General features: G+C 40.8%; 11 protein-coding genes and 1 pseudogene. 4 read left to right on the forward strand and 8 right to left on the reverse strand.

The window, feature by feature from the left end; all coding sequences use genetic code 11:
• The first annotated feature begins 177 nt into the window (after nucleotides 1-177).
• The 3 genes from clpP to FTU36_RS02055 all read left to right on the forward strand — a co-directional run bounded on the left by clpP (nucleotide 178) and on the right by FTU36_RS02055 (nucleotide 3,000).
• On the forward strand, nucleotides 178-783 hold the full coding sequence (clpP, locus tag FTU36_RS02045; RefSeq protein ID WP_180105472.1) for an ATP-dependent Clp endopeptidase proteolytic subunit ClpP: 606 nt from the start codon (nucleotides 178-180) through the stop codon (nucleotides 781-783).
• Between the two features lie 29 nt (nucleotides 784-812).
• On the forward strand, nucleotides 813-2,123 hold the full coding sequence (gene clpX, locus FTU36_RS02050) for an ATP-dependent protease ATP-binding subunit ClpX (RefSeq protein WP_180116704.1): 1,311 nt from the start codon (nucleotides 813-815) through the stop codon (nucleotides 2,121-2,123).
• A 163-nt stretch (nucleotides 2,124-2,286) separates the two neighbouring features.
• The gene (locus FTU36_RS02055) at nucleotides 2,287-3,000 is read left to right on the forward strand and encodes a DUF2846 domain-containing protein (RefSeq protein ID WP_180007185.1); all 714 of its coding nucleotides are present in this window, start codon (nucleotides 2,287-2,289) and stop codon (nucleotides 2,998-3,000) included.
• A 129-nt stretch (nucleotides 3,001-3,129) separates the two neighbouring features.
• Here FTU36_RS02055 and FTU36_RS02060 read toward each other — a convergent pair whose 3' ends face one another.
• The 6 genes and pseudogenes from FTU36_RS02060 to FTU36_RS02085 all read right to left on the reverse strand — a co-directional run bounded on the left by FTU36_RS02060 (nucleotide 3,130) and on the right by FTU36_RS02085 (nucleotide 12,365).
• Nucleotides 3,130-4,656, reverse strand: coding sequence for a fumarate hydratase (locus FTU36_RS02060; protein WP_078189659.1), 1,527 nt, complete (start codon nucleotides 4,654-4,656; stop codon nucleotides 3,130-3,132).
• A 657-nt stretch (nucleotides 4,657-5,313) separates the two neighbouring features.
• The gene (locus FTU36_RS02065) at nucleotides 5,314-6,213 is read right to left on the reverse strand and encodes a hypothetical protein (RefSeq protein WP_180059543.1); all 900 of its coding nucleotides are present in this window, start codon (nucleotides 6,211-6,213) and stop codon (nucleotides 5,314-5,316) included.
• Nucleotides 6,197-6,918, reverse strand: a pseudogene (locus tag FTU36_RS02070) (DUF2515 family protein). The gene FTU36_RS02065 and the pseudogene FTU36_RS02070 overlap by 17 nt, the downstream one beginning before the upstream one ends.
• Before the next feature lie 269 nt (nucleotides 6,919-7,187).
• Nucleotides 7,188-9,329 carry a phosphate acetyltransferase gene (gene pta, locus FTU36_RS02075; RefSeq protein WP_180004548.1) on the reverse strand — a complete coding sequence of 714 codons (2,142 nt, stop codon included), beginning with the start codon at nucleotides 9,327-9,329 and terminating at the stop codon, nucleotides 7,188-7,190.
• A gap of 59 nt (nucleotides 9,330-9,388) precedes the next feature.
• The gene (locus FTU36_RS02080) at nucleotides 9,389-10,606 is read right to left on the reverse strand and encodes an acetate/propionate family kinase (protein ID WP_078189653.1); all 1,218 of its coding nucleotides are present in this window, start codon (nucleotides 10,604-10,606) and stop codon (nucleotides 9,389-9,391) included.
• Nucleotides 10,607-11,099: 493 nt separating this feature from the next.
• Nucleotides 11,100-12,365: a glutamate-5-semialdehyde dehydrogenase gene (locus FTU36_RS02085; RefSeq protein ID WP_180088984.1), complete on the reverse strand. Its 1,266-nt coding sequence runs from the start codon at nucleotides 12,363-12,365 to the stop codon at nucleotides 11,100-11,102.
• A 303-nt stretch (nucleotides 12,366-12,668) separates the two neighbouring features.
• Between FTU36_RS02085 and FTU36_RS02090 the strand changes: the two genes are divergently transcribed.
• Entirely contained in the window at nucleotides 12,669-13,997 is a 1,329-nt protein-coding gene (locus tag FTU36_RS02090) for an alpha/beta fold hydrolase (RefSeq protein ID WP_180116705.1), read from the forward strand.
• A 29-nt stretch (nucleotides 13,998-14,026) separates the two neighbouring features.
• On the opposite strand, the gene FTU36_RS02095 is transcribed toward FTU36_RS02090, so the two are convergent.
• Both FTU36_RS02095 and nagZ read right to left on the reverse strand, forming a co-directional pair.
• Nucleotides 14,027-14,896, reverse strand: a complete 870-nt coding sequence (locus FTU36_RS02095) for a class I SAM-dependent methyltransferase (RefSeq protein ID WP_180021060.1) — start codon at nucleotides 14,894-14,896, stop codon at nucleotides 14,027-14,029.
• Nucleotides 14,897-15,026: 130 nt separating this feature from the next.
• A complete protein-coding gene (nagZ, locus tag FTU36_RS02100; RefSeq protein ID WP_180021058.1) occupies nucleotides 15,027-16,049 on the reverse strand; it encodes a beta-N-acetylhexosaminidase in 1,023 nt (340 codons plus the stop codon).
• Nucleotides 16,050-16,089: the final 40 nt, after the last annotated feature.

Below are 16,089 nucleotides of genomic sequence, written 5' to 3' on the forward strand. Positions count from 1 at the left end.
AAGGCGCATTAAGCGCCTTTTTTTATCGAAATTTGCCCCCAAATAAGTTGTCCTGATTTCACAATGCTTATGAAAAAAATATCTGTTATTTAATTGGGAATCTTTTGCAATTTCGACAAATATCCCTCATATTGTGAATTATGGGTTGAGTCAGAAAAATTTAGGAATAAATAACGTATGTATGTTCCAACAATTGAAAACGCACTAGTGCCAATGGTGGTAGAACAGTCATCTCGTGGCGAGCGTTCTTTTGATATTTATTCACGCCTTTTGCGTGAACGTGTGATTTTTTTAACCGGTGAAGTTGAAGACAACATGGCAAATTTGATTGTTGCCCAAATGTTGTTCTTAGAAGCAGAAAACCCAGATAAAGATATTCATTTATATATCAACTCACCAGGCGGTTCGGTTACTGCAGGTATGGCGATTTACGATACCATGCAATTTATTAAACCTGATGTTGTGACTTACTGCATGGGGCAAGCAGCATCGATGGGTGCATTCCTGCTTAACGCCGGTGCTAAAGGCAAACGTTACTGTCTTGAAAATGCCCGTGTCATGATTCACCAACCACTCGGTGGTTTCCGTGGTCAGGCATCTGATATTGAAATTCATGCACGTGAAATTCTATTCATCAAAGAACGTTTAAATCGTTTAATGGCAGAGCATAGTGGTCAAGACTACGAAACTGTTGCTCGAGATACTGACCGTGACAACTTTATGACAGCGCAAGCTGCAAAAGATTACGGTCTTGTGGACGAAGTTTTATCTAAACGTCCATAAGTTTTAAAGAATTAATTATTGGAGTGAATATGTCCGAACATCCTCAAGGACAAAAGCATTGTTCATTTTGCGGTAAAATGCAGTCTGAAGTCGGGAAACTGATTGCAGGTGAGGACGCGTACATCTGTAATGAGTGTGTGGACGTATGTCTTGACCTAGTTCAGACCAGTCAGCAAGTTGAATCAAATGACTGGGCAACTCGTCCTTTACCAAAACCGCATGAAATCCGTACTGCGCTTGACCAATATGTGATTGGTCAAGATGTTGCGAAAAAGACCCTCTCTGTTGCGGTATACAACCACTATAAACGCCTAAAAGTTGGCACCAGTGGTAAAAAACCAGAAGACGGTGTAGAGATTTCGAAAAGTAACATCATGTTGGTTGGACCAACAGGTTCAGGTAAAACACTGCTTGCTCAGACACTTGCGCGTCTTTTAGATGTGCCATTTGCGATGGCAGATGCAACGACTTTAACTGAAGCTGGTTATGTGGGTGAAGACGTTGAGAACATTGTTCAAAAACTCCTTCAAAAAGCCGATTACGATGTAGAAAAAGCGCAAAAAGGCATTATCTATATCGATGAAATCGACAAAATTACCCGTAAGTCTGAAAACCCATCTATTACTCGTGATGTATCGGGTGAGGGTGTTCAGCAAGCATTATTGAAAATGATCGAAGGTACGGTTGCGTCGATTCCGCCTCAAGGTGGTCGTAAGCATCCGCAGCAAGAATTTATTCAAATTGATACTTCAAATATCCTATTTATCTGTGGTGGTGCATTCTCTGGCCTAGAGAAAATCGTACAGCAGCGTCAGGAAAAAGGCGGTATTGGCTTTACGGCTGAAGTCCGTAAGAAAGATGAAACTAAAAAATTATCTGACTTATTCCGCCAAGTTGAAGCGACAGATTTGGTTAAATTCGGTCTGATTCCTGAATTTATTGGTCGTTTACCTGTCATTGCTACCTTGGAAGAACTGGACGAAGAAGCATTGATGCAGATTCTGACAGAACCAAAAAATGCATTGACACGTCAATACCAATATTTATTTGAAATGGAAAATGTTGACCTCGTATTTGAAGACTCTGCATTACGTGCCGTGGCTAAAAAAGCCCTTGACCGTAATACGGGTGCGCGTGGTCTACGTTCGATTTTAGAAAATTCATTGCTTGAAACGATGTACGACCTACCAAGCCGTTCAGATGTAGGTACGGTTGTGGTCAATGAAGCGGTGATTAATGGTGAAGCGGAACCTGAATTTAAATCAGAACGTCAACCAAAGAAAACTGAAGAAGCTGCGCCGAAGTCAGATTTAAAAGTTGTAAACTCTAAATCTGCTTAAGCGCTATTCGTCTGAAACGTGTGTAAATCCAAGATTTGCACACGTTTTTTATTTCCAAAAATAAAAGCAGAATGTTAATCTCAGCAGGATGGCGTGGATGCCTGAATGTAAAAAACTGAAAACAAAAGTGTAAAAATAAAAAAAGACGCAGTGAGGGATAATCATGCGTGGAGTTGCAATTCTACTTTTAAGCAGTGTAGCGCTGCTGGGTTGTCATGGAAAATCAGCCGTTGAGCAAACGTCATTGGCTTCAACATTAAAGCCTGTGGATCCTGAAAGTACACCGGGTCATATTGAGCAATATCGATTGGGTATGTTTACCATTGGTGGTTGGGTCAATCAGAAACAAGGCCGACATTTTCAAGAAGTGAAAGCTCAGCATGATCAAGCAGCGATTGTGTATTTATATCGTCCAGACAGTAAATGGAATCGTCAAGAAATTGTGGCCAGCAGCTTATTTCTGAACAGTGAGCGTATTCCAAGTTTATTGAATAATCATTATTACTGGGTGGAGTTACCTGCGGGGAATTACCGCTTATCATCGAGTCGCCCTTTGGGGGTGAATCATTTTCAAAAACCTAAATATTTAGACTTTGATGTTGAAGCAGGTCAAACTTACTTCATTAAATATGATGAAGAGAATTTATCCAGTAAAAGAACGGTTTCAGGGCCATTGCTGCTCATGCCTGAAAAAATTGGTCGAAATGAAATCGCATTTACAGAGTTGAAATCCAACAGTTTTAACTTTGTGGCAGAAGATCAAAACACTGGAAAAGTGCGGAAAAGTGCGCAGAAGTTGAAAGCACCTCATTATGATCCTGCGGAAGATGTGCAGTTGACCAAGCCTTTTAAACTGTGGAATCCATTAACTTGGTAATGTAATTAGCTCGTGTTTTTGAGTGTGTGAAAGCATTAAATAGCGAATGTCATTCGACAGACAGTCTAAATATTGACAATAAAAAAGCACCCGATGGGGTGCTTTTTTTTGATCTTGAACGTGGCGAAATTAGTTCGCAGCAGCATCAACTACTGGGATTTTACCAATTTTTGCTTGCCAGATTTTTGGTGCAGTTGCGTGAACAGAAGTACCATTTACGTCAACAGCTACAGATACCGGCATGTCTTTTACAACAAATTTGTAGATCGCTTCCATACCTAAGTCAGCAAATGCTACAACTTCAGCTTCACGAATCGCTTTCGATACTAAGTAAGCAGCACCACCAACAGCCATGAGGTAAGTTGCTTTGTTGTCTTTGATTGCTTCAACAGCAGCAGGACCACGATCCGCTTTACCAATCATACCGAACATGCCAGTTGCTTCAAGCACTTGACGTGTGAACTTATCCATACGTGTTGCAGTTGTTGGGCCAGCTGGACCAACAACTTCGTCACCGACTGGATCAACAGGGCCAACGTAGTAAATAAATTTACCTTTTAGGTCAACTGGAAGTTCTTCACCTTTGTTTAACATGTCAACCATACGTTTGTGCGCAGCGTCACGACCTGTATAGATTGTACCGTTAAGAAGTAGTGTGTCACCAGGTTGCCAAGAGTTCATTTCTTCTTGAGTGATGTTATCTAAGTCAACACGTTTAGATGTTGATGAATCCCAAGTTACCGCAGGGTAGTCTTCAAGGCTAGGCGCTTGAATATGCGCTACACCTGAACCGTCTAATTGGAAATGCGCATGACGAGTTGCAGCACAGTTAGGAATCATACCTACTGGTTTACCCGCAGCGTGACATGGGTAGTCTTTGATTTTGATATCAAGAACAGTCGTTAAACCGCCAAGACCTTGAGCACCAATACCTAAAGCATTTACTTTTTCGAAGATTTCGATACGAAGTTCTTCGATTTGGTTTTGTGGGCCACGACGAAGGAGTTCGTCCATGTTGATTTCTTCCATCAATGCTTCTTTTGCAAGCATCATGGCTTTTTCAGCAGTACCACCAATACCGATACCGAGCATACCAGGAGGACACCAACCTGCACCCATTGTTGGAACAGTTTTAAGTACCCAATCTACGATAGAGTCAGAAGGGTTAAGCATTGCAAGTTTAGATTTGTTTTCTGAACCACCACCTTTAGCAGCAACAGTAATATCAACTTTATTACCCGGAACGAGTTTGTAGTGAATTACAGCAGGGGTGTTGTCTTTGGTATTTTTACGACCAAAAGCAGGATCAGCTAATACTGATGCACGAAGAATGTTTGAGTTTTCAAGATAACCTTGACGTACACCTTCGTTAATTGCATCGTCTAGGCTCATGGTTAAATCAAATTTAACGTCTAAGCCCACTTCAAGAAATACGTTCACAATACCCGTATCTTGACAGATAGGACGATGGCCTTCTGCACACATACGAGAGTTAATTAAAATTTGTGCAATCGCGTCTTTTGCGGCTTTGTTTTCTTCACGGTCATACGCACGGCTCATCGCTTGGATGAAGTCCTGTGGGTGATAGTAAGAAATGAACTGAAGCGCATCTTTTACCGATGTGATCAAGTCATCTTGCTTGATAATAGTTGTCATACAAATATCTCTTGAGCGGGCTGATAGCTAGCGGGCTAAATTATAAGACAAAAACACAGTTGTGTGGGTATTTCGCTTAATCTTTGGCCGAAAGTTTAATAGGCTTAAACAGTGCCATGTTTCGCTGTCATAAATGGCCTGAAAATGACGTTTTAACTGTCATATTTCATGAAATATTTGTCACAAAACTAGAGGGGGAGATATGTTTTTATTTTTAAATTGTTGAAAATAAATGATATTTGTTATTTTTAAATATTTTGTATTTGTCATATAACTGTCATAAAACTTTTACATAATGACGTCATCAAAGTTAGAGTGTGAAATATATGGTTACTCCAGTGTTGTCAGTTATTGGTTTTTCTCTGTTTATCGCAGCAACTTGGTTCTACGGTCAACAAGAAGATCAAGCCTAAAGCTTTATCTTCTTTTTTTGCTTTAAATTTTATAAAAATAATATTCTTCTTCAAATCTTCAAATCTTCAAATCTTCAAATCTTCAAATCTTCAAATCTTCAAATCTTCAAATCTTCAAATCTTCAAATCTTCAAATCTTCAAATCTTCAAATCTTCAAATCTTCAAATCTTCAAATCTTTAGTTTCAATGATCAATTTTGTGTAAAAGTGCTTTAAAATTGAGTCTAAACGCGACAACATTTGATTATTTAACATATTGCCAAACATCAGGATCTTCATAATTTTCATCGATACGGTAGCCTTGTACTATAACTTCTTTTTCATCAATTTCTCTTGATTTTTTATTTCTTATCAGCTCATTTGCAAATGCTTGTTCTAACTCTTTTGAGGTCATTTTGTAAGTATCAATATTATTCTCTGAATCATCCATTGAATTTCTTTCATCATAACGAATCGTATTGAAAGCATAACGAACCATATATTGTTCTTTACCATCTTCAGTTTTTTGAGTTTGTTTTATACTCAGATCCAAAAGGATACCATTGGCATATAATCGGTAGCCAATAGAGTTCCCTCCAACTGTATTGATTATTTTTTTCCATTCTTCATAATTAAAGATATAAGTCGGGTCAATGACATCACCTGATTTCATTAGATATCGAATATTATCTTCCTTTGCTATTCGTGCAGAAAAACGATAGAAATAATTTTTCCATTCGGCCTGATTTATACGTTTCATTAAGTCAACATAAGCTTGGTGGGCTTGTTCAGGACGTACAAATTCTTCTTTGTTTAGCCCTGCATTAACATCAAGCCCTTGTATTCCATCCTCATTATTAAACGATGTTCCTAGAACTGAAAATACATGATCTATCACTAAGCTATTCTCACCATTTTCAACTTTAATCTGACCTAAGTTGGGCGGTGTAAAATCTAACTCTTTAAAACCTGCTCCAGATGGATGACTATCGGGATGCCCAAGATTATGTTGAGAAAAATCTTTAAATCCTTGTTTGCCTAAATGTAAACTAAAACGCAGTTGATTCATGACATTATTCTCTGTATTTTTTGCACTAGGTTGACAAGCTGAAAGGAGATAACCCACCATAAAAATAACAATGCAGTAATTAAATTTTTCCATCATTACTATCCTTTCCAACTGTAAAATTAGCTTTGCTATCGCCCCATTTCGCAATAATTTTTAGTTCTTCTTCTAAAAAGTATCTTCCTTTATCACTTTGCATTAAACGATGATATTTTTCTGCTGCTTTTTTAATCCATTCCATACGGCTATCATAATTGGCGACTTTAGTGTTTGATAATGGTTCGCTGTATACTGTTTCTGGTACCTTATCGAGTACACCGGCGTGTCGCCCCTGATATTCTCTTTCCATGTTTTTGATATTATAAGAACTCGGCAGAATACTTTTCAATTTTGGTAGATATTCAAAAGCACTTTTAATTTCTAAAGTGCTTTTAAGTTTTTAATTATGGGTAAACAATTTGACCAAGGAACGTTTATAACTTCTTTTTTAATATGAGTAAATTTGGAAACATCACGTTGAGTTCGGCATTGATTAAAAGAGGATGAAGACATGCTCAAAGCATAATGCCAAGGTGCAATATCCATAAATAGCCATAAGTTACCTTTTGCAAAAGTATGTACAGGATCACGAATTACCCCTAGTGGAATCCATTTATATTCCCATGCAGTTAAACCATGTTTAAAATGGCAGCTAAGATTTTTTGAAACAAATGCACCTAAGCCCATCCAATAGTAACGGCCAACTAAATCTTTGTTTCGATGTTTTTCTTTTTCTAGATAAATATTGGCATAAACTGAAGCAATACGTCACACCCTAGTTTCATATCCAGGCTCTAATTTATGTAAATTTTTCCTTTTATTTTTTAAATTAGATATGTGTATCAGAGCTTTGATTTCTTTTTTTAAGCGAAGAATGAATATATTATTGGTCATGTACCAAATACTCAAAATTCAGCCATAGAATTTAAAAGAAATTTCCACTAATTCTGAGCCATTTTTAATATAATGGAAGTTATATAAAACAAAAAACCACCCAGTCTTTCGAAAGGGTGGTTAAGAACTCGAAACTAAAATTAAGCTTCTTGTTGTTCGGATTGAATCGCCGTTAATGCAATGGTAAACACGATGTCATCGACCAATGCGCCACGAGACAAGTCATTTACAGGCTTGTTTAAACCTTGCAGCATTGGGCCAACACTGACTACATTTGCAGAACGTTGAACTGCTTTATAGGTTGTATTACCTGTATTTAAATCAGGGAAAATAAACACATTGGCACGACCAGCCACTTTAGAGTCAGGTGCTTTAGAACGTCCCACACTTTCCACCGATGCAGCATCGTATTGAAGCGGGCCATCAATGAGTAAATCTGGACGGCGTTCTTTGGCAATGCGTGTTGCTTCAGCCACTTTTTCGACATCTGCTCCTGCACCTGAAGTACCTGTTGAATATGAAATCATCGCAATACGTGGGTCAATACCAAAAGCTTTCGCTGAATCTGCAGATTGAATCGCAATCTCTGCAAGCTGTTCTGCATTTGGATCTGGATTAATGGCACAGTCACCGTAGACATAGACTTCATCTGGTAACAGCATAAAGAATACAGAAGAAACCAATGAATAATCAGGTGCAGTCTTAATCAATTGGAATGCTGGACGCACTGTATTCGCCGTAGTATGTACTGCACCAGATACAAGGCCATCCACTTGATCGAGTGCAAGCATCATGGTGCCTAAAACCACGGTGTCTTGTAGCTGTTCGCGTGCTTGTAGATCATTGAGTTTGCCTTTACGCAGCTCAACCATTTTCGGCACATAGTTTTCACGAATCAGGTCTGGATCAATGATTTCCAAATCATGAGGAAGTTCGATATTACGTGCTTTTGCAACTTCAATCACGGCTTCAGGTTTTGCCAATAAAATACAGTGTGCAATGCCACGTGATTGACAAATGGCAGCCGCTTGAATGGTCCGTGGTTCATCACCTTCAGGTAGAACAATCCGTTTTTTCGCAGCAATGGATTTTTGTACCAATTCATGACGGAATGCAGAAGGGGACAAGCGTGGTTGATACGAACCATTCAATACTTCAGTAATCCACTCAGCATTAATGTGGCTTGAAACAAAGCGAGTCACTTGCTCTGCACGTTCTACGTCATCGACAGGAATTTCATTGCCTAAATTTGAAAGTTGTTGTGCCGTTTCAAAAGTGCTTAAAGGCGTATGTAAAATCGGTAAGCCTTGCTTAATCGCGGTTTGGCAGAAATCTAAAACTTGTGGGTTCGGTTGATGATGTTCAGTCAAAACTAAACCGGCAAGTGGAATACCATTGCTACTTGCAAGGCTAGAAGCCAACAACACATCAATACGGTCAGAGGCGCTGATAATCAGTTCGCCTGCCACAAATTTGTGAAGTTCATGTTCAATATTCGATGCAACTAGGCTGCTATGTAGTACGCGGCGATGAGCGGCATCGCCTTGGTTGATCCATTCCGCTTGAATATGCGTCGCCAAGTCAGACATGCGCGGTACGCTGAGCGTATTACTAAATGGAACGAGGCCAATAACAGGTAGCTGTGTAGAACCAATTTGCGGATTACTTTGTTGTAATTCGAGTACAAATTTATTGGTGTCACTAATTAAACGCAGATTTGGATCAAGTGTGACAGGAATTTGCGCAGACTCTTCTGGCAAGCCACGTGTGCGCATAAACAAAACACCCGCAGTACGTTCAGATGCCGCACCACCAAATTGGCGTAGTGAACTGTCAATTTTCTCAGCCGTTTTCGTGGCATTTTGAATATCTGCTGTGCTGACAATAATCACTTTGGCATCGAGTGCTTTTGCTAAAGTCGCATTCAGTTCTGAGGCAAAGTTATCTCGGCTGTTTGGAACCAAGCCTTCAACAATAATTAGGTCATGCTTTTTTGCAATTTCACGGTGCAAACGAACCGCTTCTTCGAGCAGTTCATCACTTTCATCATGACTGAGTTGTTTCACGATGGTGGCATGGTGAATGGGTTCTACCGTTTCATTATTAAATAAATGACGATAAAGAGCCGTTGTACGGTCTACAGTATCTGCGACATTTTCCTGTGAAAATGGTTTCAGAAAACCTGCTTTGACCCCTTGGCATTCCAAAGCATAAATTAAACCTAAGCATGCAGATGTTAAACCTACACCTTCCCCAGTTGGCACGAGTAAAATTGTTTTCATACGGTGTCTAAATTAAAGCTAAAAATTAATATTGAAGGCGAAGGGGCTGATGCGATTGCTTATGCAATCGCAGCTTCAGCATCAGGCTTTTTTGTAGCAGACGCTGTCACCTCGTCTACAACATGCTCAGTTTCTTTGGCAATACGGCCTTCTTCATCGGTAGGAACAACCCAAATTTGTGGGCCAGTACCGTGGTCAATACGACCTTCCGTACCGCGTTTTAAGTTGTCATTTAATTCTTTACTCAGGTTGAAACCAAAGTGTGGTAAGTATGAAACCGTTTTTTCACGAATGTAGGCAGAGTTTTCACCAATACCACCGGTAAAGAATAAACCGTCAATACGTGGTAGACCACAGCTGAGACCTGCTAAAGATTTTGCTAAACGGTAGCAGAATACTTCAATGGCAAGCGCGGCATCTTCGTTACCTTGTTCTGATGCTTCGATCAATGTACGCATGTCATTTGATAGATCAGACAAACCGAGTAGGCCTGATTGGCTGTTCAGCATTTTGTCGATTTTGTAGATATCCCAACCTAAGTTGCTCGCAAGGAAGCTGTGAATACTTGGGTCAACATCACCACTACGTGTGCCCATCACCACACCTTCAAGTGGTGTTAGACCCATTGACGTATCTACAGATTGACCATTCCAAATCGCACAAGTCGAGCTACCATTGCCTAAGTGAGCAGTTAACCAGCCACCTTGTTTAAAGCTGCCTGCCAACATTGAGCCACGCTCAGATACGTAGGCATGGCTAGTACCGTGGAAGCCATAACGACGTACGTTATGCTGTGTGTACAAGAATTTTGGTAATGCATAGCGGTATGCATGAGACGGCATGGTTTGGTGGAATGCTGTATCGAATACGGCTACTTGCGGAAGTTCAGGGAACAAACGCATGGTTGCTTCGATACCCACCAAGTGAGCAGGGTTATGCAATGGCGCAAGCGGTGTAGCTTCACGAATACGTTCAATAATTTCTGGTGTTAATAGCTCAGCTTTGGTTAATGTACCGCCGTGTACCACGCGGTGACCAATCGCTTGAGGATTATGGTGAGCCAAACGCTCTAAAATAGTTTCGAGGGCTTTTTCATGGTCAGCATGTGGAATAGACAGCTCAAGCGCAGCACCACCCGTAGTGACCCCTTTAATACGTGCATCAGCAGAACCTAGGTTCTCGGCCAGACCAAAAATACGATCTTCACGGCGCTCAGAAACTAACGCATATTTGATAGAAGAAGATCCGCAGTTAATTACTAATACTGATGTAGACACGTTTAAATACCCGAATTCTAATTGAAATACTTATCCATAATGTTGATCTGATTGCAGTTGTATTGATTGATGCAATTTAGATCTGTGATGATGTTTTATCATGGGTTTTTTTATCGTCCTAGATAGACTTTAGGAGATTAGACTTAAGCACTATCGACCCTGAGCACAATAATAATTAAAATTTATCAGTTCATAGTTTTCATTTATTAATAAAATAATCCTCAAAATTTATACGATTTAAGAGATATACATAGAACATAACATGCGGTTGCTGCGCTGTAATCCTAAAATTGTTGCAAAAAAGCAGGTAAATTGAACTTTTCTTATTCTTCTTAAGCATTTAATTGTCAAAAAATCTGTTTTCGATTCTAAATCCTGTGTGTTTGCAGGATTATATTTCAATATGTGAACCCTGGGTCTAGTTTTTTAAATCGCAATAAAAAAAGCTGTGCCTTTACTCAGAAAAGCACAGCTTTCATTGTCTTATTGGGTGTTATTGGCGAATTTGACCATCACCAAACACAATCCATTTTTGAGAAGTCAGACCTTCAAGACCGACTGGCCCACGTGCATGGATTTTATCGGTTGAAATACCGATCTCAGCACCAAGACCATATTCAAACCCATCTGCAAAACGAGTCGAGGCATTGATCATCACTGAACTCGAATCTACACGCGTTAAGAACTGACGAGCCAGACTAAAGTTTTCGGTAATGATTGAGTCTGTATGGTGAGAGCCATATTTGTTGATGTGCTCAATTGCTTCATCTAAGCCTGTAACGACTTTCACTGCCAAAATTGGGCCTAAGTATTCGGTGTACCAATCTTCCTCAGTTGCAGGAACAATCGATTCACCCAAAATGCGCTGCGTTTCAGCACAGCCACGAAGCTCAACTTTTTTCTCAGCATAGAGTTCAGCAATGCGTGGTAAAAACTCTTCAGCGACATTTTCATCGACGAGCAAGGTTTCCATGGCATTACATACGCCATAACGGTGTGTTTTGGCATTAAGCGCAATAGGTAATGCTTTTTGCAAATCAGCCTGAGCTTCCACAAAAACATGGCAGTTACCATCAAGATGTTTGATAACAGGCACACGTGCTTCATTGGTGATACGTTCAATTAAGCCTTTGCCACCACGAGGTACGATCACATCGACATATTCAGGCATGGTAATTAATTGGCCAACCGCAGCACGGTCTGGGGTATTAAGCACTTGAACGGCATGCTCAGGTACACCTGCGGCAGTTAAGCCATGTTGAATCGCTGCCGCAATTGCTTGGTTAGATTCCAAAGCTTCAGAACCACCACGTAAAATAATCGCGTTACCTGATTTAAGCGCTAAAGATGCGGCTTCAAGGGTGACATTTGGGCGAGATTCGTAAATCATGCCGACAACACCTAGCGGCACGCGCATTTTGCCCAGCTGAATACCTGTCGGACGAAAGGCCATATCGGTAATTTCGCCAATCGGGTCAGTTAGTGCGATCACATCTTTTAGACCTTGGAGCATGCCTTTAAAGCGTGTGGGGGTAAGTTCTAAGCGATCAAGGAGAGCACTATCCAAGTTGTTGTTATGCGCTTTGGTCATATCCACTTGGTTAGCTGCCAAAATTGCAGTTTCACTGTTTTGTAAAGCAGTATAAATTGCTGATAAGGCATTATTTTTAGTCTGGGTAGAAGCCCCTGCGAGCACACGTGATGCTGTGCGTGCTTGCTGTCCTACCGTTTGCATGTATTGTTCAATAGACTCTTGCATAGCGGTTTGATCACTTAGAAATTTCAACTCGATATTAACAGCCTGTGACTGAACAATGAAGCACTTAAGTGCATATTCGACTGTACTTGCTGACCAGAATTAACATTTTGAAATTGTTTTTAGAACAAAAGTAGATAAGCGGCGGGGATATCAGTTGCTTGTAAAATGAACCTCTGTATAGAATGAAACAATAGCGACATTGAAGTCGTACAAATAACGATTAAAGAGCAGGACGCTAAGTCGAGCAGAGTCTCTAAATGAATTCCTGACAATAAAAATAAGGCAGGAATGGAGGAAAGGAATATGAATTCCATTATCCAAATGGATCCCACCGTACAGGAAAGTACGCATTACAGTTTTTTCGATCTGTATGACAAGCAAAGCTTTAAACAGCCTGCCAGAACGACATGGATTGATGGCTGGAAGGTCGAATATATGGCCATTGCACAACCTGAAACCATTCATCGCACCCCGATTGTTATTATTGGTGGGGCATTTCAAAACTTTAATTCCTACAAATATTGTGTCGAACAATTATTTGCGGCAGGCCCTATTATTTTAATTGATTTACCCTCCATGGGCTCAAACCAGCAAATTACCAATGTCGATACAGCCGTGTCAGCAGGGACTTTAGAGTTGGGTGATCTGGCGCAGATGTTGGGCGTTTGGTTGGATATCGCCGGGCTAGAAAAAGTATCCGTGATGGGGATGTCACTAGGTTCAGTGGTGGCAGCAGGTCTGGCCGATCAACGTCCTGAATTGATTGATCGCATGATTTTAATGGGCGTGATGCAAAAAACGCGCAAGAGCTGGCGCATGTTGCTTGAAGAATCCTTGCACTTAATGAAAGAACAGCGCATGGATGAATTTGGTCAAGCGGTGATTTTGTATTTGGTCAATCATGCCAAACTGGATGTGACGCGGATGTCACCGACAGCGAAGCGTTTGTTCTTTAGACAAATGGCTGAATTCACCAATACCGAACAAGAGCGTTATGACATTAATTGTAATCGTTTGCTGCGTTTGCAAGACGTGCCGATTCCACAGTGTGATGTATTGGTGTCATGCGGGCAGTACGACAGTTTTACTTTGCCACATGAAAATGCGGGCTTTGCATTGCAATGTCCGAATATGCAATTTGCTATGATTGCCAATGCGGATCATTTACCGCAGTTGCAACGCCGTAAGGAAACCATGAATTTGTTTGCAACTTATCTACGCGGTGAGTCTATTCAGCAGTTGGACGGGATCATTCCAATGAGCCGTGAGCAAATGCAAAATATTGAACGCCGTGGCGAAGCGCGTGTAAGTGTACAACAGCCATTCACGCATTTATCTCATCGCCATTCAGACCTTGTGGTTGATACTCAAATTATGGATTTAAATTATTTTGGTGTGTTGTTGAATGTGCAGGCTGAAATGTTGGACTCCATGCACGCATATCCACGAGATTTGGCTTTACATCTAGAAGACGAAGAAGGTGAGTTTAAAATTGAATGTCTCATCTTTGACGTTGTGGATACACAGGTTCGCGCTTTGTTTAAGCATGGTAGTTTTGAGTTGGCAGAGCGCTTATTACGCTTTGTACAACGCCAAAAAGAAGATGTATTGTTATTAGAAGCCGTCAGTTAAAACATGAACAACTAAAAAAAAACAGCGCTTTAGCGCTGTTTTTTTGTTTTGGCATGGACCATCCAAACCAAATCGCCACAGTGCTGCTCTGCATCGTGGAAAGGAATCACTTGTTCATGTTGCTGTTGTGGAAAGTATAAGGCCGGCTGAACGACTTTTACTTCTTCAAATCCTGTATGGGTGAAAAACTGCTGTAATTCAGCAGGGGATTGAAAATGAAAAGTAAAAGCGCTGCGAGACATGACTTTGAGTAATTTACTACTGGCCCAAATAAAACGTGCTAAACGGTTTTTAACGGGTTCTGGATAGATGTCGGTCAGATAATGTAATTCCTGAAACGAGGCGCCATATTCGGTGATCCCTTGCAATAACTTATTCAGTAGCGTTTGATCAAAATAATTAATTAGCCCTTCACTAATCACCACCAAAGGACGTTCAGGGTTGAAACTCTGAAAAATACGTTCAAAATCTTGTGTGAAAATGTCGCCAGTTAAGACCTCGGGGGCATGCGGGTCAATCTGTTTGAGTGCCTGTGTTTTGATTTTTGCCATATCTGGCAAGTCGAGTTCACGATAGTCAATTTCAGGATGTTTGGTGCGAAAATTCCAACCGCGCGGGGAGAGGCCACAGGCAATTTCAAGGACTTGTAGCTGAGGGTGTTGGGCAATGAGTTGATCTAAATGTTGATCGATCATGGCATGGCGCTGTTTGAGCGTCGAGCGCATGCTACCGCCCACATTCTTTTCTGCCCAGCTTTCTAAAGGATGGACTAAACGTGCTAAAAATTTGCCTTTACGTGTGGCAAAAACGGGATGCGAAATCCCCATGCTGTACCAAATATAGCCGGTGTAATGTGCAGTAAAGGAAATGTGTCGATGTTCCGATAAACTTTGTGTCATGTCGTCCTGACCTAATGTTGTTTTTATTGGCAATTTTTGTATAGCGCCGAAGCACTTATTTTGTCTTCATCATAAATCAAAAAGGAGCACCTTGTCGTGCTCCATTTTCTAGAATTTTGAAAGTCTTGGATTAGCAATATTGATTTTTAAAATCCACAATACGGTTACGCACGTTTTGCCAGTCCGCCCCGAGTTCAATGCTTTGTCCAATCTCAATCTGTGGGATTTTACCGCGCATACGTTCTAGGCGTTCTTGATTTGGGAGAGCCAAGTTTTGAATGCCATCCAGCGCAATGCATGCAGATTCACGGTTATTACACACGAGGCCCATATCACAACCTGCATTTAATGCTGCTTGGATACGAGCATCTGCGCCGCCAGCGACACAAGCGGCTTGCATGCTTAAATCATCGGAGAATAAAATGCCATCAAATTGGAGCTCTTGACGTAAGACTTTCTGAATCCAATACGGTGAAAATCCAGCAGGATTAGGATCGATATTTTCATAAATCACATGCGCAGGCATTAAGGCATCAAGCTGTGGTTGCAGTTGAATAAAGCTTTGCATGTCTTTTTGATAGATTTCTTCATAACTACGATGGTCAATGGCAGCAGCGACATGTGAATCTGCTTTCACCGAGCCATGGCCTGGGAAATGCTTACCTGTAGATGCCATCCCCGCACGTTTCATACCTTTTAAGAAGGCACTTGCAAGTGGAATGATGTCTTGCATATTTTTGGCAAAACCACGGTCACCAATCACATCACTGACATTATTTAGGTCCAGCACTGGTGCAAAACTGAAATCGATCCCGACCGCAAGGACTTCAGCCGCCATCAACCAGCCACATTGTTCAGCCAGTTCAACTGCTTTTTCAGGTTCAGTTAAGTAAAGTTCTCCAAACTTACCCATAGCTGGTAGGAGTGTGAAGCCTTGCTTTAAGCGTTGTACACGACCACCTTCCTGATCGACGGCAATTAAAATATCAGGACGAATTTGACGCATATGGTCGGTCAGGGCACGAACTTGTTCAGGAGATTCAATGTTGCGACCAAATAAAATCATGCCGCCAACTTGTGGTGCCTGTAATAGTTCAATATCTTCTTGGGTGAGTTCTGTGCCAGCAATGTCGAGCATTAATGCGCCAATCATATTCGGTGTCCGTGTTGGAATTTTTAAGGAAAAACAATAC

The organism is Acinetobacter sp. YH12096, assembly GCF_013419215.1.
GTDB lineage: Bacteria > Pseudomonadota > Gammaproteobacteria > Pseudomonadales > Moraxellaceae > Acinetobacter > Acinetobacter amyesii.

Coding starts and splice junctions, on each gene's coding strand:
- clpP (WP_180105472.1), top strand. CDS start 178: ATGTATGTTCCAACAATTGAAAACGCACTAGTGCCAATGGTGGTAGAA.
- clpX (WP_180116704.1), top strand. CDS start 813: ATGTCCGAACATCCTCAAGGACAAAAGCATTGTTCATTTTGCGGTAAA.
- FTU36_RS02055 (WP_180007185.1), top strand. CDS start 2,287: ATGCGTGGAGTTGCAATTCTACTTTTAAGCAGTGTAGCGCTGCTGGGT.
- FTU36_RS02060 (WP_078189659.1), bottom strand. CDS start 4,656: ATGACAACTATTATCAAGCAAGATGACTTGATCACATCGGTAAAAGAT.
- FTU36_RS02065 (WP_180059543.1), bottom strand. CDS start 6,213: ATGATGGAAAAATTTAATTACTGCATTGTTATTTTTATGGTGGGTTAT.
- pta (WP_180004548.1), bottom strand. CDS start 9,329: ATGAAAACAATTTTACTCGTGCCAACTGGGGAAGGTGTAGGTTTAACA.
- FTU36_RS02085 (WP_180088984.1), bottom strand. CDS start 12,365: ATGCAAGAGTCTATTGAACAATACATGCAAACGGTAGGACAGCAAGCA.
- FTU36_RS02090 (WP_180116705.1), top strand. CDS start 12,669: ATGAATTCCATTATCCAAATGGATCCCACCGTACAGGAAAGTACGCAT.
- FTU36_RS02095 (WP_180021060.1), bottom strand. CDS start 14,896: ATGACACAAAGTTTATCGGAACATCGACACATTTCCTTTACTGCACAT.
- nagZ (WP_180021058.1), bottom strand. CDS start 16,049: ATGATTGGCGCATTAATGCTCGACATTGCTGGCACAGAACTCACCCAA.